Genomic DNA, 21,385 nt, shown 5'->3' on the forward strand with positions numbered 1-21,385 from the left:
ACGCATATGATCACAGGCGCACTACGAAGCCGCATCGACAGCCTCTGGACCGATTTCTGGACCGGCGGCATAACCAACCCGCTCACCGTCATCGAGCAGATCACCTTCCTGATGTACAGTCGCCTGCTGGACATGCAGGAGCGCGCCCAAGAGAAGCGCGCGGCCGTTACCGGCAACCGCGAACCCAGTCTGTTCGGCGATGCAGATCAAGACTGCCGCTGGGAAAGCTGGCGACATTACGGCGGCCCTGAAATGCTGCCCCATGTGCGTGACCGTGTGTTCCCCCACTTCCGTCGCTTGGCCGAGCGCAGCAGTGGCGACGGTAGTCACTTCGCCGCCTTCATGAAAGATGCCCAGCTGATGATTCAAAAGGAATCGCTGCTGGTGAAGGCCGTCAACGCAGTGCACGAACTACCGCTAGAAAGAGGCGACACCAAAGGTGACCTCTATGAGTACTTGCTCAGCAAGCTCACCACCGCCGGCATCAATGGCCAGTTCCGCACACCCCGCCATATCATCCGAATGATCGTGGAGCTGATGCAGCCCCAGCCTACCGATCGCATCTGCGACCCGTCCTGCGGCACCGCCGGCTTCTTGATCGAGTCCTACGACTACCTCATGCGCCAATACAGCAGCGCAGCCGGCACGCATAAGGACCTGAGAGACGGCGAGGAACATATCAGCTATAGCGGCGACCTGCTCGGAGAACACCGCGCGCATGTGGACACCGACATGTTCCACGCCTACGACTTCGACGCAACCATGTTGCGCATCGCGACCATGAACCTGGTGATGCATGGCGTGAAGCAGCCAGACGTGCATTACCAAGATACTCTGAGCCAGAGCTTCGAAGAGCGCCACCCCAAAGGCTCCAAAAACGCCTTTGACCTCATTCTCGCCAACCCACCGTTCAAGGGTAGCCTGGACGAGCAGGACGTTGCCCCAGACATCCTGCGCACTGTCAAGACCAAGAAGACCGAGCTGCTCTTCATTGGCCTGATCCTGCGCATGCTTAAAGTGGGCGGCCGCAGCGCCACCATTGTGCCAGATGGCGTACTCTTTGGTTCTAGCAAGGCTCACGTACAGCTACGCCAACACCTGATTGAGAACAACCAGCTGGAGGCCGTGATCTCGCTGCCTTCGGGCGTGTTCAAGCCTTACGCCGGTGTATCCACCGCCATCATCATTTTTGCCAAGGGCGGCAAGACCGAAAACGTGTTCTTTTACGACGTGCAGTCAGATGGCTTCACACTGGATGATAAGCGAGCCAAGATTGGCGATGGGAAGGGGGATTTGCCGGCCGTTCTGATGAAGTACCAGCAATGGTGCGATGGCGCGGGGGATTTCACCGATCGAACGGTTTCAGCTTTCGAAGTGGCCGCTGAGGAGATTCGCGGCAATGGCTATGATTTGTCACTCAGCAGGTACAAGGAAACCCGCAACCAAGAGATTCAGCACGATAGACCTCTGGATATTCTCAATCGCCTGATTGAGCTTGAGCATGACATCCTCAAAGAGGCGACAGCACTAAAGGAGTTACTTTGAGCCTCCAACCCAAAAAGCTTGGTGATGTCGCCGAGTTCATTCGAGGGATCACATTCAAGCCAGAGGAACTCGTAAGTTCGGACGAGCCCGATGCTGTTATCTGCATGAGAACGAAGAACATCCAGCAGCAGTTAGAGGTGGATGATGTCATCGCAGTACCAGACACTCTTGTTAGACGTGACGAGCTATACCTTCGAAAAGGGGACATCCTCATCTCCAGCGCCAACAGCTGGAACCTAGTTGGCAAGGTGGTTCAGGTGCCGAACCTTCCGTACCGGGCAACAGCAGGCGGATTTATCGCCATCGTCCGTGCCAAACCGGGGAAGATTGACTCAGAATATTTGTACCGTTGGCTGGCTTCAGACTCAGTTCAGGCCTCCGTACGCGCATGCGGCCGACAGACAACCAACATTTCAAACCTTTCCGTTCCTAGATTTCTGGATCTACCGATCATGGTGCCAGACCCAAAAGATCAGGACCGAATCGCCAACATACTCGGCAAAGCCGAAAGCCTGCGCCGGAAACGCAGGGAAGCAGTCCCCCTCGCCGACGAGTTCCTTCGCTCCATCTACCTTGATCTAGCTAAGAAGCACTCCAACCGAGCTTCGATTGAAAGTATCTTGGCAAGTATTCCCAACGCAGCGAGAACCGGCCCATTCGGCAGTCAATTGCTCGTTTCGGAATTTACCGAAACTGGCATTCCGGTCCTCGGAATTGACAACGTAGTCTCCAACTCTTTCACCTGGGGCGCGCGTCGATTCGTCTCGCCAGAGAAGTACGCTGAGTTGAAACGGTACACCGTTCTCCCTGGCGATGTAATGGTCACCATCATGGGTACCACAGGAAGGGTGGCCATAGCACCAAGCGACTTGCCTCTTTGCATCAGTACCAAGCATCTGTGTACCTTATCCTTGGATCAGCGGAAGATGCGACCATCTTATTTATGGGCTTGCTTACGCTGGGACCCGGAAGTACGATCGCAGACTCAGCGCGAATCAAAGGGCGCCATCATGGAGGGGTGGAACATGGGCATTGTTAAGAGCTTGATGGTCAGTCAGCCACCTATGGACGTGCAATTGAAGTTTGAGACGCTTCTGACGCAGATCGAAAAAATTTCCAAGAGCGCCAGCAAAGGTGCAGATGAGACAGATGCAATGATTGCCTCACTTTCTTCGAAGTACCTCTGCTCCCCAGCTACGGTTTGATAAGGCATCCACGTTCATGACCTCACTGATCAAGTCGCTTTCGCTCAAGAACTTCAAAGGCTTCTCCGAGGAAGTTCGGATTGAGCTGCGCCCCATTACCCTACTCTTCGGTGCCAACAGTGCTGGCAAGAGCAGTGTGCTGCATGCGCTGCAGTACGTCCGCGAGATTCTGGAACGCAACAACGCAAATGCCGATCGTACGTTGAATGGCGGCGATTCCATAGACCTAGGGGGCTTCCTAAACGTACTGCACGGGCGTGCTGGGGCTGCAGAAGGAATGTCTGATCGCAAGATCGAGATTGAGGTGGAGATGGTCCTAGGCGACGCCTACATCCCAGAACTGGTGCCAGACGCCTTTGAAGACTGGCAGACCAACGACGGCGAAGTTTGGTCTTTCTACGAAGCGCTGCAAACCATTCGGCGGCAAGTCAGCACTGTCAGCGTGCGGCTGATCATCGGATGGAACAGCTTGCGTGAAGAGCCGGTCGTGGTGGGCTACGAAATCGGTACGAACGGCGATTGGTGCGTAAAGCTGGAAGCCTCATCAGACGGGCGCGACACCCGCATGCGCATCAATCGTGAGAACTCAATCTTCATGGTTGAGTCTACTGACAGCGATACGCTGCTGGCGGAACTAGATGACTGGATTAGCCCGCGTGACTTGGGAGACACGGGCGCACCGGGACGGCATATGAGTGAACCGAGTGCGAGCTCCGACACCAAGGCACCGCAACGGAAGATATCTGTGCTCTCGGAGGTTTTCCTTGCCGTTCAAGCGGCTGGCATGGAGCGCCCCGGCGACGGCTTACGCTCCTGGCTAAATGGCTTCAACGGCGCCTTGCCGCGTTTGGACCAAATGCTGTTCATTCCCGCGCCGGGAGCAAAGGGGGCTGCGAACGTCTACATCGCTCGCGAGTTCACTGCATTCCTGTCATGGTTGACGATTGGCCCCGCCCTCTTGCTGCGCGAGCAACTGCGCATGCTGCGGTACATCGGCCCCTTACGCCGCATCCCACCGCGCGGCTTCGACGTCTCGCTAACCAAGAGTGACGCGGCTTGGTCAGATGGCATGGCTGGCTGGGAGACGCTCCTCAGTGGGCCGCAAAGTCTGGTGAATAGCTGCAGTGAATGGATGAGCGGCGAAGACAAGCTGAACACCGGCTATGGCATTACCCGCAAGCGCGTGCAAGAGTTCGAACTGAACGGGCCTCACATCACCGCCAATGGCCGAGTACGCAGCCGCCTCTCGCTTATCGATGCGACTGACCTCGCCCATCAACCGCAAGACGTGGGTGTGGGCATCTCGCAGGTCCTGCCTGTTGTCGTGGCAGCCCAGGACGGAAACGCGAGCATTGTGTGCATAGAGCAGCCTGAGCTGCACATTCATCCGTCTGTACAAGTAGGGCTTGGTGACTTGTTCATCGATGGCGCACAAGACAAACGCTTGTCGTTCTTGATAGAGACCCATAGTGAGCATTTGGTGATGCGCTTGCAGCGCCGCATTCGAGAAACGAGCGAAGGTGACTTGCCACCTGAGCAGACACCTCTGTCAGAGGCCGAAGTCAACATCATTTACCTTGACCGTGATGAGTCCGGTACAGTACGTGCCGTCGAGGTTGGACTAGATGCCAATGGCAAATTCACCAATCGGTGGCCACGGGGATTCTTCCCTGAACGCATGCGTGAAGCTCTTCCAAAGGACGTTCGGGAGCGTCTTGCGGCGGCCGAGGGTAAAGCGACATGATTTACGAGTACGCCTTAGATCCAATTCTTGTTGTGAACTGGGCGATTGGCGGCCACGGGCGCGTTGTCGGGCAGTTCGGCATGGATCAACGCCGCATCGTCTCCGACTATCCAAAAGATTGGGTGGGCGAAGTATATGGGGCGTTCTATAAGCATTTTGGCTATGACGACAGCTCGTTGGAATTCCAGAATGCACAGCCAGAACTGCAGTCCTATGTTCAGTGGCTTTCTGAATTTACGGTTCAGAGAGGTGTGAAGCGGGCCGCAGAACATACATGGCTTCAGGGTGCGGTTGCCGAGCATAGTAGGCGGCCATTTCACGCTATCATGACAACTACTGGAGATGGCGTTGAGTGCCATGAAGTCATAACCCCCGAAGCGTTGGACAACCTTCGAGATTCGCGCTGGTATCTGCCGACCATTACAGCGACTAAGAAGTCCGCTGACGATTTGGCTGCAGCTATGGAGCCGATGTTGCGGAAAGCAAAATATATCGTGTTGGTAGATCCATATTTCGATGCCTCCGATGTCCGGTATCAGGCCAGTTTCTCCGCATTGGTTCGGGCTGCTTGTGGGGCAAGAGGTGGCGGAAGCGGCTTGCCTGAGCTCGTCGTAATGACTGGCATTGAGCAAAAGCACAAATCTCATGAGGGCGAGTTTACACGGGAGGCAATGACCCGCGTCGCTGATGATCTACGCGTAAAGGCTCAGCGAGAACTTCCGAAGTTCCTACCTACCGGGATGAGCGTTAGCTTCTATTGTCTGAAGCACCCGGACGCTGGAGACCCGCTTCACAACCGGTATGTCTTGACGGACATAGGCGGCGTGATTGCGCCCTATGGTTTGGCTGAGTACAAGCGTGGCGAAGCACATGATGCCAAGGATGATCTAACCCCGATGCCAAAGGGCATGTACAACGAGCGGCATAAACAGTATGTTGATAAGGCTGGCATCGATATCGTGCTTGGTGAGATAAGGATCGAAGGGCACGCGAAGTAATTGCGAAACTAAAGGGAGCAAAGTATGGGAGCAAAGACTGTACGCTTTCAAGTCGATCGGAGATTGGCCCGCCTGCTGAGCTAGGAGTACCCGTCGACTAAGAACGTGCTCAAGGAACTGGTCGGCAACGCGTGGGATGCGGATGCCGAGAACGTTCACATCTCGCTTCCGGCGCCGATGACCTATGCGCCCATCGTCATCTCAGACGATGGCTCCGGCATGACGGGCAGAGCTTGAATCGCACTGGATATTGCGAGGTTTTGGTGCGGCCATCACCGACCGTAGCTACCAGCGCCGTCGCGGTGAAAGGGCCGATACCACGCACCTTCTGCAAACGCACGGGTACAGGAATTTTCCGTGCAAGCCTCCGCATCTCACGGTTGAGCTTTTCCACACACTCATCAAGGCCCTATCGAAAGGTTTATGATGCATTCTTGTTGATTACAACAAACTGGGAATCTTACGCTTGGAAACTGGACGAATGTAACGAGCAAGCGTCACGTCCGATTTGTGGCCGGTCTGCTCACGGATTTGGTAAGGCTGCAGCCCGACAGTTGCCGCTTCAGTACAATAGCCAGCGCGCAGGCTGTGCCCCGCGACCATCTTCGCCGCTTCGTCACCCGACATCATCCGCACAGATGACTTTACAATGAGCGCCACGGCCTGCGGTGTCAGCGCTTTGGTTCCCACTACTTGGTCGTGCCGATTGACGGGCATAAACAGTGGACCTACTACAATCCCAGCCAATTCGAGCCAGGTCAGCAACGCCTTCACGGGGCAGCGACTGCCTCGCGCATAGGGGATAAACACGGTACGCCCTACACCCTCCTGATCGGTTTTCGACCGCCGAATCAGAAACTCCAGGCCGTTGTCGTAATGGGTTATATCCTCATATCTTAAACCCACGAGTTCGGAGCGCCGAAACGCCCCTGCGAATCCAACAAGTATAAGCGCCCTATCGCGTGCTGCCTTCATGGGCAATTGCTGATCGATGTGAACCATCATTTCAAGCAGATCGTCCTTTATCAGGGCTGTCACGCGCCGCTGCTTAATACCAAACGTGCGGCGGATGCCTTGCATGGTTCGCTTAACAACTTGATCTATGGCCGGCGATCGAAGGCCCTTGTCCGCATGCGCTCGATGAATTGCGATCAGGCGACGTTGAAGCGTGGCGACCGCAAGGGTCCCGGCAAACTTGGCTAAGTATTCGGCGACTACGGCAGCTGTCGCGGGGATCGTGCCGCCGTGCTGTTTGAAATGACGAATGTCCGCGTCGTATGACCGTGTGGTGGCACTCGACTGTGCCGCCGCTGAGTAGCTAGCCACAAGCGCCGATGGCATCACCTGCGACGGTTTATGCTGAGTCTTGGCATTCACAGCTTGCTGCAAGTGCGCGGTAGGTTTTGTAGAGGGCTTCATGATTGCTTTCGGTTAGTGACAAATAGCGTTAGCGATAGTTGCAGGAACAAAAAACGGCACCACAAAGGGTGCCGTTAGGTACTGTGGCGTGGGACAGTCCCCTACCCACAGAATTTACCTGTTGAACAATGTACAAGGGATCAAGCCCCTGGCATTGTTTTAATACTCAGAGGGTAGAAGTAACGTTGTCGCAGAACAGTCGGCCTCCGTGATAACCCAGAGCTTTTCGTCAGAGATTTTGTACGCTGACAATATCCGGAATCCATGAAGAATTGCAATACGATTTGCTTGCTCATCATCCAAACATACCGATCCGAAATCCCCCGACTGATGCCGGGCCAAATAGGTAGAAGCATTCGTCCCCGCTCGGTCAAGTAGATCCAGTGCCCCAGGTGTAGCTACCGTCACACCCAGGGCAAAGATAGGGCAGCGGTATGTGACTGCTTGTCCTGCATTGTCTGGTGGCAAGCTTCCATTGCAAAAAATTTTCATATCATCCTTTGAGAGTAAGAAGTTACGCGCGTGTGCACACCAACCTCGATAGAAGATGAGGTTCACGTGTTCACTGAATTTGGAGGTGGGAAATACAGCAGGTCAGAGTGTTTTCTAACCTGCTTGCAACTTGGTTGCAGGCATCGATTTAAGCAAAGATGCCGTTAGGCGAAAGGGATTGTAGGGATTGGTAAGCGAAGTGGGATTACTTGCACTCAGAGGTGGCTGTGGCCAAGGCCTCTTGCCGCATCAGCTCCTCCATTCCAGAGCTGGAACGAAATTCTTCACCAGCGGCTCGGGCACTTGCTGCAGCCTGTTCAACTTCATTGGAATGCTGCTTCTCCCAAGCCATCAGTTTCGTTTCGACGCAAGGTGACAAGTTAGGTGAGGCGTTTTGACCTTTGACCTCCTCTTCACTTGCTGCTGACGGTCTTACTGCAACAGTAGAAGATGCAGATTCCGGGCGATTGACTTCCTCGCGAATTGAGGCCCACTCATTGGCATCACGCATAAATGCCATCTGCCCCAACTCCCCCCTTAACCGCCAGCCGCTTTCTGATTTGACTAGCTCACCAGCACCCGAGATTTCATACTTTCTCGTTGGTAAGCCCCGAATACGCGTATCTGATAATTGCGCAATGACGAAATGGCAGCCGAGATAGGCTGCTTCTTTTCCATGATCCACATACCTGCGCAGTGTTTGCTCTGGCGTAGCCCTTAGAGTTAATTTAGCTGAAAAATCTACTTGGTACGAATCCTCAGTTGCAATTCCGTCCACCTTGCGGACATCACTTACTGACCATAATGGGCAGTTCGAAAGCTCAGCCATTACATACGGTTCTATATCCGATGCACCTGGCTTCGACTGGCCGCATGCAGAAAGTATGCAGATCGAGCCGAGCATAATCGCTATCCCCATGACTTTATTCATGGCTGGTAAAAATGGAAGTGTCCGACAGTTTAGCCGACCCTTCGTCGTGTTCAGTTGCATGATGCCCCTCATAGATAACGTTGAGAAAACGGCTGGCGAATTGGCCTTCGATCCTATTCAAACCCACCCGCCCTGATGGATCTGCGGGAGGCTGATTCGATAGCCGCGATGCATTCGTCCCGTTTTTGCTTGTTGGTGAAGGTCATTGCCCGCGAACCAAATGCGCCATGTACGTACAGGCTCTTGCCAGCTTCACGTGTGATTTTTGTAATCCCGGACAATGGAATGCTGTCTACGACGCCCATATCCTGTAGGAAGCGAAAACTCAGGTAGTCAGCGACGTCGTAGCTGGCCATGTCGCATGGGAGCAGCACCCGGTCTTGCAATGGGTCTACAAGAACGCCGAAATAGGTTGCTGCGAGCCAGCGAGCAACTTGACGGCCTAGGTAGAGGCAAAGGAGCCCAATGCATGGCACTAAGACAATGCTGAAGTACCACTGCCAATGTGCAAACCAAAAGATCAGGTATGCCGACACAATGCTGATACCGCCCCCAACACCCAGCGGATACCAAAGGTTTGCAGTATCGAAAATCCTCTGTGATGAAGCGTTTGCGGCGAAATCCCTTTTAAGCCGACTGTAGTGTCTCCATGCAAAGACAAGGAACGGGATGAAGAGGATCACTCCCAATGCGATATACGCATCACTATCGTCTTTCTTTTTTGCTGCCAATTGAATCTCCCTAATGAAGAGCACAAGAATAACCAAGCTACGGAATAACACTTTGAGTTTGGCAATTGTCTCACGGAAATTATTTTAAGCAAACTCAAAGTGGGTGGAATTACGTATCAAAAAAATGGATGCTTCGCCGTGTGACAAGCATCCAACCCAAAAAATGTGACGCGCAGCTCCTCTTCGCTGCCAATATGAGACGCATACGCCTCGCCAAGTCTCTGACTCAAGAGAAGGTCGCCGAGTATGCCGAACTCCACAAAAATTACATCTCTTCCGTTGAACGCGGTGAGAGAAACATTTCAATCTGCAATATCGAGCGCATCGCACGCGCCCTGGGTGTACCCATGGCAGAGTTGCTGTCTCCCCCACCGCTGCAGGGGTAGCTAAAGCCGAACGCTTTACCCAGCTAAATAGACGAACGTTATGTCACTTCTTCGTCGATGAAGCAATCTTCCCCATCGGATGCACCCCGATATACCAAGCGGGCTGTAGCACATCGAGATCAGTACGGACGTGAAACTTCACATCTGATGCCGCAGGGTCAATAGCATAGGTGACAAACTTCGCGTCGTGACTCCCCTTGGCCTTATGAACGACAACGAAGCGGCCCATCTCCCAATCAGTGTCGTAGTCCACCAGTGCCATGCAGAGATCCGGCAAGGTTGCTGGGCCGGTGCATTCTTTCCACACTGTTGCGACCCAGCCATACTTTGCGAAGATACTCGCGAGAAAATCGGCATCGATCCAGTGGCTATAGGGCCCAGTTGCCGGCATGCCTAGCTCCTCCGCCTTTTTAAAAACATCCTCAATCGTGGTGGAGGCAATGATCGCAATCGATGCGAATGCATATGCATGACGATCCTTTGTGCCGACATGCTTGAATGCCGGTTGGAAGCCTGCGGCGCTGGAGGTCACTACGCTTGGGAGGGTTGGTAGGGGGTTCATATTGTTCCTTGAAATGATAAAAGAAGCGCGCAGCAACGCCTGACGAACAAGCGGCAACCAAGATCAGGCTGTAATGACGTAGGGGGATTGCTGAAGCATCGATCCACCGTCCTTGTTTCGGAGGCGACTTGCTCAGACTTGCGGCACTGCGCGATGAATCGAGTTCTGCGCCATGAGCGGTGCACAGTTTGAACTCAATATCAACATTTTACCATAAAGATAATATTTACAATAAAGCAAATAACTTTGCCGCCTTCGCTGCTGCTCTAACCATCAGAAGGAATTTGCCATGCATATCGGCGAACAGCGGCTGAGTATTCGTGCGCAAGATGCCAGAGAAGCGCTTAAACGGCCAGACAAGCGCATAACGCGCATGATGTGATACTTGATAGCATCGGCGCTGCCAAACGCCACACACGCGGGATTTCCCGAACCTAGCTCTGGTGCGATTCGAGGCGTTGCAGATATGCTCCCCAGATGGCAAGCGCTTCTCTACGCTCGGAGAAATAAGTATGGACATCATAAATTCCTTCGATGCCAGGAAGCTTGTGATTGAGGCACATCTCGGTGATATCGCGCCCGATACCCAACGCGCGCATGTGACTTTTCGCCGTCGAGCGCAGATCATGGGGAGTAAACCGCCTGATTGCGGGCTTATGTTCAGTAATCCAGAACTCGATCGCTGCTCCAATCGTGTTGGGATTGATCGGGGCATCACCACCAAACTTGGCTTTGCGCCGTTCGGCTCTGCTGGGCAGAATGTATGCCGAATCACCACTCAATGTCTTGAGTTCTTTCAGCCAGGTCACAACAGGTTCCGACAATGGAATTTGCATCCCTGGCCCTGTCTTTGTTGACGGTACACTCCACACCGAGGCAGCAAAATCAAACTGCTCCCATCGAGCATTACGGAGTTCGTCTGAACGTACAGCTGTCCCTAGCAACAATCTGACTGCCAGGCAATTTTCACGATTCATTTCTGCACTAAAAAGTATCGTCAGCTCAGCTTCGGAGAGCATCAACCTGAGTCGAACCGGCGGGCGTCGCCCGAGTAAGGCTGCTAGTTCGATACCGGCACATGGATTTGCCGGCACCAGCTTTCTACCCGCGGCGTGCCTAAACAGCATCCTGGCTGTCGACAAAAGCATGCGAGACTCATTCCAAGGGGCGTCAACGTATTCGATCAGCTCAACTATGTCCATTGATGAAACCTGAGATACTGCCAAAGCTCCCAAGCGGTTTTCTATCCTGAGCAAATTCCGTCCATAGCCGCTTTGCGTACTCTTGCCGAGATCTGCCAAGATTTTGTCGCGATAGTCTTCTATAAGGCGGCGAACTGTCCAGTCCTTCAAGGTCATGGAAACGGCGCGACGCTTATCCGCCGCAGGGTCGCCACCTCGATCTATTTCCACGCGCTTTTCCCTGGCAATCTTCCTTGCGGCGGCCAAGCCGAGATCAGGATAGTTGCCGAGAGTAAGTTCTCGAACCCTCCCACCATATCGATAACGCAAGATCCATGAGGCCGTGCCACTTTTGGAGAGGGTAAAAGTCAAACCATCTCCGTCAGACCTTGCCAAAGGCACAGGAAGCACTGTAACTTCCTGGGTTTCAGGATCGCGTACAGTCGGTGCCTCATCATTTTCCACGGCTCTGAGCCAGTGTTGCAACTGCATGGCATCGAGACCATCTCGCTTCCTGATTTTTAGTGTCATATTCCATCCATTATGTGTAGCTACGCAATTAGCTACACATAATATTAGCAACGTTGATAGACGTCAATAGATGAATAAAGACAAAAATCCAATTAAATCAAATACTTATACTTAAAACACAGACTCCAATGGATGATGCTAGACATTAAAAAAACAATACGACGTGATTTTGATGTGACTTCTTATAAGTAATTGAATTAACCACATAAATTTGACATATCGATCAAGATTCGCGAATAATCAGCGAGTGCAACGGTGCGGGCATTGCCACCAAAAATCGGATGGGATAGGCCGGCATCGCGCTGGTGGCGATCTGGGCAAGCTCGCCGTCGTGGAGGAACTGGCGCCGTCACAACGTCACGGTTCAACGGCAGCTAACGCTTCATCTAATCTCGGTAGCAAATACCGTGTCCGCAATGTTTACCTTCGTCGCTAGCGCATGAGTGTATATGGGCATCTCATGCTCTGTCTGGGCAAGCCAGAGGTGTGTGTCGCGACATGTGTTGTGAATTATAATTACGCCATGTGTTTGTGTATCCGGCAGTCATCAAGGCTATTACGTAAAGCCCTAAGCAGAGGCAACTGTTTTTGCATCCAAGACTGTTGACTTTTTAATCTTTTACAATCATTTCTTGGTACTCGATTAAAGTGCAAAAAATTAATACAAGATCGATTTTCATCAAGTGATATCGACCTTAAGCGCCCTCAGTCTTGAGTTGTCGCTGTACGTCATGAATGCGATATCGACTGAGAGAATTTACGCAAGGCAACTACCCATATCCCAACGGCAAGCATATTGCTGGTGTTGCTGCAGCGTCAAAGAGAAATTAACTGAAGAAAATAAGAGAGAGTTATGCGTTTAGTTCCAACAATTTTATGCGGTGGTGTGGGCTCGCGCCTTTGGCCTGTCTCCCGTGATCTGCATCCAAAACCTTTCATTCGCCTGGCGGATGGACAAAGCCTTTTGCAAAAAGCCTTCCTGCGTGGCGCAGTGTTACCAGATGTCGAGGAAATTCTGACCGTCACCAATCGTGAACTATTCTTCAAGACCAAAGACGAATTCGGTGAAGTCAATCAGACACAGCTACCGACTTCATTTATCCTCGAACCCTTTGGCCGCAATACCTCAGCAGCCATTGCAGCTGCATCACTCCATGTATCCGAGACGTATGGTGCTGATGCCGTCTTGTTGGTTCTGGCCGCAGATCATCTGATCGCTGATCAAGCAGCGTTCGTCGACGCCGTCGCTGACGCAGCCGTACTTGCGCAGCAGGGTAATCTGGTCACGTTTGGCATCCAGCCAGATGCGCCTGAAACCGGCTACGGCTACATTGAGGCAGAGGGCAGCAAGGTGTTGCGCTTCGTAGAAAAGCCATCGCATGAGAAAGCTGTAGAGTATCTCCAGTCCGGGCGATTTTTGTGGAACTCCGGTATGTTTTGCTTTACTGCCGGCAGCATGTTGGAAGCAATGGAGCAGTACTGTCCAGACATTCTCTTGACGACGCGCACATGTATGGCGCAGGCCCGTAGTGTCGAAGGCAAGGGCGTGAAGGAAATCGAACTTGATTCCGGCAGCTTTGCAAAAGTTCCTGACAACTCCATCGACTATACCGTCATGGAAAAATCAAGCAAAGTTGCAGTGGTTCCGTGTAACATTGGCTGGAGCGATATTGGCTCTTGGAGCGCACTGGCCGACCTTTCCGCGCCAGATGCGAACGGCAATCGCATCGATGCTCAGGCATTCTTGCATGATGTTACTAATTGCTATATCCACAGCGACAAACGAGTCATTGGTGCGGTCGGCATCGATAATCTCATCATCGTCGATACTCCCGATGCCTTGCTCGTGGCCGATAAATCTCGCACGCAAGATGTCAGGCATCTCTATGCAAAACTGAAATCGCAAGGGCACGATGCACACAAACACCATCTCACGGCGCACCGTCCATGGGGCACTTACACCGTGCTTGAAGAAGATGCCAGCTTCAAGATCAAGCGCATCGAGGTAAAACCCGGTGCCTCTTTATCGCTGCAAATGCACCATCATCGCAGCGAGCACTGGATCGTCGTCAGTGGCATGGCGAAAGTGGTCAATGGTGATACTGAACTGTTCGTCAGAACTAATGAATCCACTTATATTCCTGCGGGCCACAAACACAGGCTGGAGAATCCGGGTATGCTAAGTCTTGTGATGATCGAAGTACAAAGCGGCGAATACTTTGGGGAGGACGATATCGTGCGCTTCCAGGATACTTATGGACGCGTCTAAGGAGTTTCACCAGCTACAACGCTGACTCTTATCAGCGGCGGGCGATCACATCAATGCAAAGATCGTCTACCGCATCTGCCGCGCTTATGCTCCGTTCATGCAGCGGTAACGGCCGTTATCGACACCGATGTGCATCTGCAAGAAGGTCATACCCTCTACCTGCCGCTATATGCACCAGCAAGTGCAGGGACAATCTGGGCAGGCCGGCGTACTTAGCCAAGCGCTAACCGGCCGAAGCGACGACGCATAAAAACCAATATATCAACCTTCCGTCAATTCGCCCACGGACGCTGCCGCTAGTCCGGCTGCCGCCGGGATTAGTATCCCATTTGACTCGAATATCGATAGCAGCATCCGCGCGGCAGCGAACAGTTGCAAAAGTTATCTACGTGCGAGACCGATACACTCAATTGCTCCGGTCGCGTTTTTTGAGGAGGTTCATCCGTATATCGGCCCAGCTCAGGCAGGATCGAGGTAAAACACGGCATACACCTTCAAGGGCGTCGTTTCCGTCGCCTTTTCCGAGCGCACGACGGAGCAATCGTCGGCGGCCAGGCTGCGCCAGTTCTGGATGCCGGCCTTGGCGAACATGGCGTGCGCGGGAGCATTCGCGGCCAGGTCCAGCACCAGGCAGGCGTTGCGCGGGCCGGCGCCATAGTTGACGGCGCGGATCTCGATGCCGAAGGTCGTCATCCACGGTTCCCACAAGCCCTTTTCCTTGCCGGCCGCGATGCGCTCGAGCATCTCGCCGAACGTCAAACCTTTTTTGACGGTATCGCGCAGTGCTTGCAGCGATGGCGCCAGGCGCGGGTCGGGCTGCTTGTTGCCGGCGCGAATCTCGGCGATCGCCTTCAGTTCCTTGATGATGGCCGCATCGCGCTCCGTATAGTCGCGCATGCGCGCGTAGAAGTCGGCGTCCAGGAAGGGATTGACGGTCAGCTTGGCGACGCCCTCTTCGCGGCGTTTGGGGGAAGGCGTATTGGTTTTGGTCATGGCGGTAGAGGGCAAGAGAAACGATGAGGGGCGCCAGTTTAACATCATGGCGCGCCGGCGGCGGCGTCAGCGCCGCTTTAATGTTGCGCCCGGCGGGTGCGGGGCGGCCACGGTGGCGCGCGCGCCAGGGCGCATGAAGCCGCGCCGCGGCCCGAACAGGAGGACGGCGCCCGCATACAGTCCCGCCAGGGGAAAGCGCACTTCCCTGAGCAACTGGTGGAAAATGGCGATCGACTGCGCGCGGGTGACGGGAATGTCGGCGCGCCACTGGCACAGCACGTCATGCACGAGGCTGGCGTGATAGGTCGCCGGCAAGCCCAGGTGTTGCGCGCCATCGGGCGTGCCCACATAAAACAGGCCGAGCACGCTGATACAGGGCGAACAGCCATCCCAGGCATAGCCGGTGCGGATGCGGATCGCCGATTCGCGGATGGTGACCCACTCGTTTTCAAACTCTATGCCGTCAAGCAAGGGCGAACAATAGCCATAGTCGCTGTCCAGCGCATAGCGCCAGGCGTTGCCGGGCATGCCGAAGTTCTTCGGCATCAGCGGCCTCCCTGCCGGGCTTGCGTTGCTGTCGGTTGCATGGCGTTGTCTTGATAATTATCAATATCAAGATTTAAACATACTCCAGCAAAAGAAGCACAACAAGTGGCAGACTCAGGCGCGCGGCGCGGCCGTCGATTCGCGCACCACCAGTTCGGGTTTCAGGCGCACGTCGAGCACCGGCGAATCGGGCGAGTCTATGGTTTGCAGGATCAGGCGGGCCGCTTCCGTGCCAATGCCGTGGTGGCGGATGCGGATGGTGGTGAGAGGGGGACGGATCATGTCCATGTAGGGCATGTCGTTGTGCCCCACGACGGAAATATCTTCGGGACAACTCAAGCCCAGCTCGCGGATGGCGTCGTAGCAGCCGAGGGCCACCAGGTCGCTACCCGTCACCACGGCCGTCGTTCGCGGCGAATGGCGCAACAGTTCCAGCAATGCCTCCTTGCCGCATTCGCGCGAATAGCCGCTGCTTTCAAAGACGAACGCTTGCGAGGGATCGAGTTCGCTGGCCTGGATGGCGGCCAGGAAACCGAGGCGGCGCACGTGGCCCGTGGACAAATTTTCCGGGCCGGCGATGTGCGCGATATGGCGGTGGCCCAGCGCCAGCAAGTGTTCGACGGCCAGGCGCATGCCGACCACGTCGTCGCTGACGACGCAGGAGGCGACGCCGTTTTCATCGCTGCGGTTGACTGTGACGACGGGTACGTTCTGGTCGATGCACATCTTGATGACGGGATCGTCGCGGCGCGCCGTGGCCAGGATCAGGCCATCGACCTGCTGCCCCAGCAGGCGGTTGATGACGAACAGCTGCTCTTCCTCGTCGGCGCCCACGTTGGTGACGATGGCCAGGTAGCCATGCTTGCGCAAGCCTTCTTCGATGCCCAGCAGGATCGGCGGGAAAACAGCGTTGGTAATGTCGGGCAAGACCACGCCGATGATGCGCGACTTGCGCGTCACCAGGGTGGAGGCGGCGCGGTTGGGCCGGTAGCCGAGCCGGCCCGCTTCGGCCAGCACGCGCGTGGCCACCTCGGCGCTGACCATTTGCCGCGTTGCCGGGTTCATCACGCGCGACACGGTGGAAAAGTGCACGCCGCTGGCCCGCGCAACGTCGCTTAAGGTGGGGTTCTTGTTTGTCATGGGCTTCCCGGATAGCAATAGCGTGATTTTATCGCAAAAAATGCCCATTCCGTCAAAAACCGAGCAAACGCTTGCATTGAATTAATGCCACTGCCCAAAGCGGTTTTGTTGTGCTTAAGTACAATCCAGCCTTGACATCGTGCAAACGCTTGCATACCATGGCTCGGACTTACCACTCGGGCCTGGTTGCCCTTCCCAGAATTCCTATGTCTACTTCGCACAGCAAGCACGCCGAACAGAACGGCGAGACCTTCAACCTGAAAGAAGCCGCCCTCGCCTATCACGCGGAACCCCGCGCAGGCAAGATTTCCGTCACGCCAACCAAACCGCTGGGCGACGCGCGCGCCCTGACCCTGGCGTACTCGCCGGGCGTGGCGTTTGCCTGCGAAGCCATCGTGGAAGATCCGCGCACGGCCGGCACCTACACCTCGCGCAGCAACCTGGTGGCCGTGATCACGAATGGTACGGCCGTGCTGGGCCTGGGCGATATCGGCCCGCTGGCCAGCAAACCGGTAATGGAAGGCAAGGCTTGCCTGTTCAAGCAGTTCGCCGACGTCGACGTGTTCGACATCGAACTGGCCGAGAACGATCCCGACCTGTTCATCGACACCGTCGTGCGCATGGAGCCGACCTTCGGCGGCATCAACCTGGAAGACATCAAGGCGCCCGACTGCTTCTATATCGAGCAGCAATTGCGCAAGCGCATGAACATTCCCGTCTTCCACGACGACCAGCACGGCACGGCCATCATCGTCGCGGCCGGCATCCTGAACGGCCTGGAACTGGTGGGCAAGGACATCGGCAACGTCAAGGTGGCCGTCTCGGGCGCGGGCGCCGCCTCGATCGCCTGCCTGGACCTGCTCGTCTCGCTGGGCCTGAACAAGTCGCTGCTGAAAGTATGCGACAGCCAGGGCGTGATCTACCCGGGCCGCGATGCCAACATGGAAGAGAACAAGGCGCGCTACGCGAATGACACGAGCGACCGCGACCTGGCCGATGCCATGGTCAGCGCCGACATCTTCATCGGTGTCTCGAAGGGCGGCGTGGTGAGCGCGCAGATGGTCGAATCGATGGCCGCCAAGCCGCTGATCTTCGCGCTGGCCAATCCGCACCCGGAAATCGCCCCGGAAAAAGTGCACGCCGTGCGCGACGACGCCATCGTGGCCACGGGCCGCTCGGACTACCCGAACCAGATCAACAACGTGCTGTGCTTCCCCTACATCTTCCGCGGCGCGCTCGACGTGGGCGCCACCACGATCAACGAAGAAATGAAGCTGGCCTGCGTGCGCGCCATCGCCGCGTTGGCCAAGGAGCCGCTGCCGGGCCACGAGAGCAGCGCCCTGACGCCATTGCAACTGATCCCGTCGCCATTCGACGAGCGCCTGCGCAGCTGGGTCGCGCCTGCCGTGTCGCAGGCGGCGATTGCCACGGGCGTCGCGACGCGCGTGCCAGCGGTTGCCTGATCGGCACAAAAAAGATTCGCCATAGTTAGCAAAGTTACATTAAGTTACCATTGCTTACAAAAAAAACCATGGCCAAAACCATGGTTTTTTCGTTTATATCCTTGGGTTTGGCCAGATAGTTCTAAAAAAGCAATTTGCACGTCGGCGTTTTTGCATGAACCTTCGATTACAATGACGTCTACTTTATGTTGTTACAGTTGCCATAACGGCGATGATGTGTTCCCAAGGATATTCATGCTCGGCCTGACTTCTGTTTGTGTCTTTCTTTTCTCAGCGTTGGCGCTGGCCTTCAACAGCGGATATTCACTCGGCGCCTTGGTTCTTCTGCTAGCCAGTACCTATCTGCTCTGGAAACGTCCACGCCTGAATCTGCAACGTCGCGATTACCTGTTGCTCGGCACCCTGCTGTTGTATTTCTCCATTTTCACAGCCAATATGCTGTACCACGCCGACCCGGCACGCGAACTCGACATCCCGCTGCGCGCGCTGCTGGCCACTCCTGTATTGCTGTTACTGCTCGCCTATCCGCCTCGCGCGGCTGCCTGGTGGGGTGGCGTGGCCATCGGTGCCATCGCAGGAGCGGCACTTGCGTTTTGGCAATTGACCGTACTGCACATGGAACGTCCGCAGGCGGCAACCAGCAACGCCATTCACTTTGGCAATGCCAGCATGCTGCTGGGCATGCTGGCCCTATGCGGGCTGAGCTGGGCTCGTGAACAGCGCCATCGCAGAGTTTGGACGACACTATTGCTCACCGGTGCCTTGGCTGGCATCCTCGGCTCCATCGTCAGTGGCAGTCGCGGCGGTTGGCTGGCATTGCCCGTGTGCGGATGCATATTTGCCGCCCAGTATTCGAAAGGCCGAGGCAAGCACTATATGGCCGGCCTGCTGACATTATTCATAGCGGTAGCCGCGCTCGCATACTCGCTTCCAAATTCGCCTGTGCGTGAACGTGCAATCATTGCCATTGATGACTTGAAAAAATTTGAGTACAACGGCAATGTCAGCACATCAATCGGGCAACGGATAGAGATGTGGCGGACGGCAATAGCCTTGTCAGATAAAAATATATGGTTCGGCATGGGGCGCAATGGCTACCTGGCCGCGAAACAGCAACTGGTGGCAGAGGGAAGCATGAGCAAGACGGTGCTCGACCATACCAATGCGCACAATGACTACTTCGATGCCCTGGTCAAGCGCGGCACTTTCGGCCTGCTAACGCTGCTCGCACTATTCTTTATACCGCTGACGCTATTTGCGCGCGCATTGCGTCACAGTCCGCCCGCAGCCCGTCCGTATGCGTTGGGTGGTGTCATCCTTTGTACCTGCTACCCGATTTTTGGATTAACGACGAGCTCGTTAACCCTAAATATCGGCATCATCATGCTCGTCTTCCCGATGGTGATACTGTGGGCTCTGTTGCGCCAGCAAGAGCGCACTGCCTGAGTTCGTTTTCCGCCTGACCGTTTTTGCCGCCCCCTGCAAGGAACCATACCGATGCTCACGCCCGACCTGAAGCGCCTCACCGCGCTGCACGCGCCCTACAAGAAACACCTGGGCATGGCCCTGCTGGCGATGGTCGTCACGGCGGGCACGGAACCGCTGCTGCCGTATGCGCTCAAACTGCTGCTCGACAATGGCTTTGGCGGCAAGGTGAGTTTTTCCTTCTGGCTGGTGCCGCTGATCGTCATCGGCATCTTTGCCATGCGCGGCGCATCGACGTTTGCCAGCAGCTACCTGATGAGCTATGTCTCCACACGCATCCTCAACGAATTGCGGCGCAGGATGTTTGCCAGCATGCTCAACTTGCCCATCGACTTCTACAACACGCACACGGTGGGTAAAGTCATCAACTCCATCATGTTTGAAGTGCAGCAGATCATCGAGATGGTGACCAAGGTGTTTACTTCGATCGTGCGGTCCTCGCTGACCGTGCTGGGCCTGCTGGCGTGGCTGCTGTACCTGAACTGGGCACTGACCCTTGTCACCCTGGTGCTGCTGCCCGTACTGACCATCGTCGTGCGCACCACGGGCAAGCGCCTGAAAAAACTCAACCGCGATTCGCTGGCCGTCAATGCCGAGCTGACCCAGGTCATCGAGGAAACCACGCGCGCCCAGCAAGTGATCAAGATCTTCGGCGGCCAGGCCTACGAGAAAGCCCGCTTTGAAGAGCGCGCCGAGCAATTGCGCCGCTACAGCATGCGCATGACGACGACCTTTTCCGCCACCGTGCCCATCACGCAAGTGATCACGGCCGCGGCCGTGGCCCTGGTCATCGTCATGGCCCTGTTCCAGTCCGAGCAGGGGCAAATCACGGTCGGCGGCTTTGTTTCCTTCATCACGGCCATGCTGATGCTGCTGACACCGTTGAAACAGCTGGCCGAAGTCAACGGCCCCCTGCAGCGCGGCATGGCCGCCGCCGAGGAAGTCTTCCTGCTGATCGACAAGACACCGGAACGCACGGGCGGCAAGCCGCTCGCTGGCCGCAGCAAAGGCCACATCGAGTTCAAGGACGTGAGCTTTGCCTACCCCGGACATCCGGAGCCGGCCCTGCAGCACATCGACCTGAACATCGCGCCAGGACAAACGGTCGCCTTCGTCGGCATGTCCGGCGGCGGCAAGTCAACCCTGGTCAGCCTGCTGCCCGGCTTTTACTCGGCCAGCAGCGGTGAAATCTTGCTCGACGGACAGAATATCGATGCCATCGCCCTGAGCAGCCTGCGCAGCCAGATCGCCATGGTCAGCCAGCAAGTGGTGCTGTTCGACGATACGCTGGCCGCCAACATCGCGTATGGGGATGCGGCACCGGACCGCCAGCGCGTCGAAGCGGCCGCCGCGGCCGCCTTCCTGTCGGACGTCATCGACGGTTTGCCCGACGGTCTGGAAACGCGCCTGGGCGACAACGGCTCGCGCCTGTCCGGCGGCCAGCGCCAGCGCGTGGCCATCGCCCGCGCGATCTACAAGGATGCGCCCATCCTGATCCTCGATGAAGCTACCTCGGCACTGGATACGGAGGCGGAACGGGCCGTGCAAGCGGCCCTGGAGCACCTGATGCAAGGAAAAACCACCTTAGTTATTGCTCATCGGCTATCAACAATTGAACGCGCGGACCGTATCGTGGTATTGTCACATGGGAAAATAATGGAAACCGGCAGTCACCAGCAATTATTGGATGCCAACGGCGCGTATGCCAATCTGCATCGCCTGCAATTTTCCCAGCAAGTGGTATGACACCATCGAATGAATACC

The 21,385-nt window shown here is 55.5% G+C and carries 17 protein-coding genes and 1 pseudogene; 10 read left to right on the forward strand and 8 right to left on the reverse strand.

Annotation, left to right across the window (positions count from 1 at the left end; translation table 11 throughout):
* Nucleotides 1–6 precede the first annotated feature (6 nt).
* The 5 genes from BLU39_RS14075 (at nucleotide 7) to BLU39_RS28945 (ending at nucleotide 5,729) form a co-directional block, all read left to right on the forward strand.
* Entirely contained in the window at nucleotides 7–1,545 is a 1,539-nt protein-coding gene (locus BLU39_RS14075; RefSeq protein WP_070301334.1) for a type I restriction-modification system subunit M, read from the forward strand.
* A complete protein-coding gene (locus BLU39_RS14080; protein WP_070301333.1) occupies nucleotides 1,542–2,750 on the forward strand; it encodes a restriction endonuclease subunit S in 1,209 nt (402 codons plus the stop codon). Before BLU39_RS14075 ends, BLU39_RS14080 begins: the two co-directional genes overlap by 4 nt.
* Nucleotides 2,751–2,766: 16 nt before the next feature.
* On the forward strand, nucleotides 2,767–4,494 hold the full coding sequence (locus BLU39_RS14085; RefSeq protein WP_070301332.1) for an AAA family ATPase: 1,728 nt from the start codon (nucleotides 2,767–2,769) through the stop codon (nucleotides 4,492–4,494).
* A complete protein-coding gene (locus BLU39_RS14090; protein WP_092713947.1) occupies nucleotides 4,491–5,492 on the forward strand; it encodes a hypothetical protein in 1,002 nt (333 codons plus the stop codon). The genes BLU39_RS14085 and BLU39_RS14090 overlap by 4 nt, the downstream gene beginning before the upstream one ends.
* A gap of 105 nt (nucleotides 5,493–5,597) precedes the next feature.
* Nucleotides 5,598–5,729 (forward strand): ATP-binding protein, encoded by a 132-nt coding sequence (locus BLU39_RS28945; RefSeq protein ID WP_254671435.1) that lies wholly within the window; start codon nucleotides 5,598–5,600, stop codon nucleotides 5,727–5,729.
* Nucleotides 5,730–5,933: 204 nt separating this feature from the next.
* Here BLU39_RS28945 and BLU39_RS14100 read toward each other — a convergent pair whose 3' ends face one another.
* From BLU39_RS14100 to BLU39_RS14110, 3 genes are all read right to left on the reverse strand, one after another.
* Nucleotides 5,934–6,911 (reverse strand): site-specific integrase, encoded by a 978-nt coding sequence (locus BLU39_RS14100; protein ID WP_254788969.1) that lies wholly within the window; start codon nucleotides 6,909–6,911, stop codon nucleotides 5,934–5,936.
* 697 nt (nucleotides 6,912–7,608) lie between these two features.
* Nucleotides 7,609–8,394 (reverse strand): hypothetical protein, encoded by a 786-nt coding sequence (locus tag BLU39_RS28195; protein ID WP_139143263.1) that lies wholly within the window; start codon nucleotides 8,392–8,394, stop codon nucleotides 7,609–7,611.
* A gap of 53 nt (nucleotides 8,395–8,447) precedes the next feature.
* Nucleotides 8,448–9,065, reverse strand: a complete 618-nt coding sequence (locus BLU39_RS14110; RefSeq protein ID WP_139143262.1) for a hypothetical protein — start codon at nucleotides 9,063–9,065, stop codon at nucleotides 8,448–8,450.
* A gap of 194 nt (nucleotides 9,066–9,259) precedes the next feature.
* Between BLU39_RS14110 and BLU39_RS14115 the strand changes: the two genes are divergently transcribed.
* A complete protein-coding gene (locus BLU39_RS14115) occupies nucleotides 9,260–9,451 on the forward strand; it encodes a helix-turn-helix domain-containing protein (protein WP_368087027.1) in 192 nt (63 codons plus the stop codon).
* A 43-nt stretch (nucleotides 9,452–9,494) separates the two neighbouring features.
* On the opposite strand, the gene BLU39_RS14120 is transcribed toward BLU39_RS14115, so the two are convergent.
* Together BLU39_RS14120 and BLU39_RS14125 are read right to left on the reverse strand one after the other, a co-directional pair.
* Complete coding sequence (locus BLU39_RS14120) at nucleotides 9,495–10,013, reverse strand: hypothetical protein (protein ID WP_070301328.1); 519 nt, start codon at nucleotides 10,011–10,013, stop codon at nucleotides 9,495–9,497.
* Between the two features lie 434 nt (nucleotides 10,014–10,447).
* Nucleotides 10,448–11,725, reverse strand: coding sequence for a tyrosine-type recombinase/integrase (locus BLU39_RS14125; protein ID WP_254671430.1), 1,278 nt, complete (start codon nucleotides 11,723–11,725; stop codon nucleotides 10,448–10,450).
* 853 nt (nucleotides 11,726–12,578) lie between these two features.
* Here BLU39_RS14125 and BLU39_RS14130 point away from each other — a divergent pair.
* Nucleotides 12,579–13,994: a mannose-1-phosphate guanylyltransferase/mannose-6-phosphate isomerase gene (locus BLU39_RS14130; RefSeq protein ID WP_092713949.1), complete on the forward strand. Its 1,416-nt coding sequence runs from the start codon at nucleotides 12,579–12,581 to the stop codon at nucleotides 13,992–13,994.
* Nucleotides 13,995–14,453: 459 nt separating this feature from the next.
* Here BLU39_RS14130 and BLU39_RS14135 read toward each other — a convergent pair whose 3' ends face one another.
* The 3 genes from BLU39_RS14135 to BLU39_RS14145 all read right to left on the reverse strand — a co-directional run bounded on the left by BLU39_RS14135 (nucleotide 14,454) and on the right by BLU39_RS14145 (nucleotide 16,673).
* Nucleotides 14,454–14,987 (reverse strand): hypothetical protein, encoded by a 534-nt coding sequence (locus BLU39_RS14135; protein WP_232731194.1) that lies wholly within the window; start codon nucleotides 14,985–14,987, stop codon nucleotides 14,454–14,456.
* 66 nt (nucleotides 14,988–15,053) lie between these two features.
* Entirely contained in the window at nucleotides 15,054–15,533 is a 480-nt protein-coding gene (locus tag BLU39_RS14140) for a hypothetical protein (protein ID WP_092713953.1), read from the reverse strand.
* 114 nt (nucleotides 15,534–15,647) lie between these two features.
* Nucleotides 15,648–16,673, reverse strand: a complete 1,026-nt coding sequence (locus tag BLU39_RS14145; protein WP_092713955.1) for a LacI family DNA-binding transcriptional regulator — start codon at nucleotides 16,671–16,673, stop codon at nucleotides 15,648–15,650.
* 206 nt (nucleotides 16,674–16,879) lie between these two features.
* Here BLU39_RS14145 and BLU39_RS14150 point away from each other — a divergent pair.
* From BLU39_RS14150 to msbA, 3 genes and pseudogenes are all read left to right on the forward strand, one after another.
* Nucleotides 16,880–18,118 (forward strand): annotated as a pseudogene (locus BLU39_RS14150) (malic enzyme-like NAD(P)-binding protein); the annotation flags it as partial.
* Between the two features lie 252 nt (nucleotides 18,119–18,370).
* A complete protein-coding gene (locus BLU39_RS14155; protein ID WP_092713959.1) occupies nucleotides 18,371–19,582 on the forward strand; it encodes an O-antigen ligase family protein in 1,212 nt (403 codons plus the stop codon).
* A gap of 51 nt (nucleotides 19,583–19,633) precedes the next feature.
* Nucleotides 19,634–21,367: a lipid A export permease/ATP-binding protein MsbA gene (gene msbA, locus BLU39_RS14160; protein WP_092713961.1), complete on the forward strand. Its 1,734-nt coding sequence runs from the start codon at nucleotides 19,634–19,636 to the stop codon at nucleotides 21,365–21,367.
* Nucleotides 21,368–21,385 lie beyond the last annotated feature (18 nt).

Origin of the sequence: Janthinobacterium sp. OK676, assembly GCF_900103595.1 — a bacterium.
GTDB lineage: Bacteria > Pseudomonadota > Gammaproteobacteria > Burkholderiales > Burkholderiaceae_D > Janthinobacterium.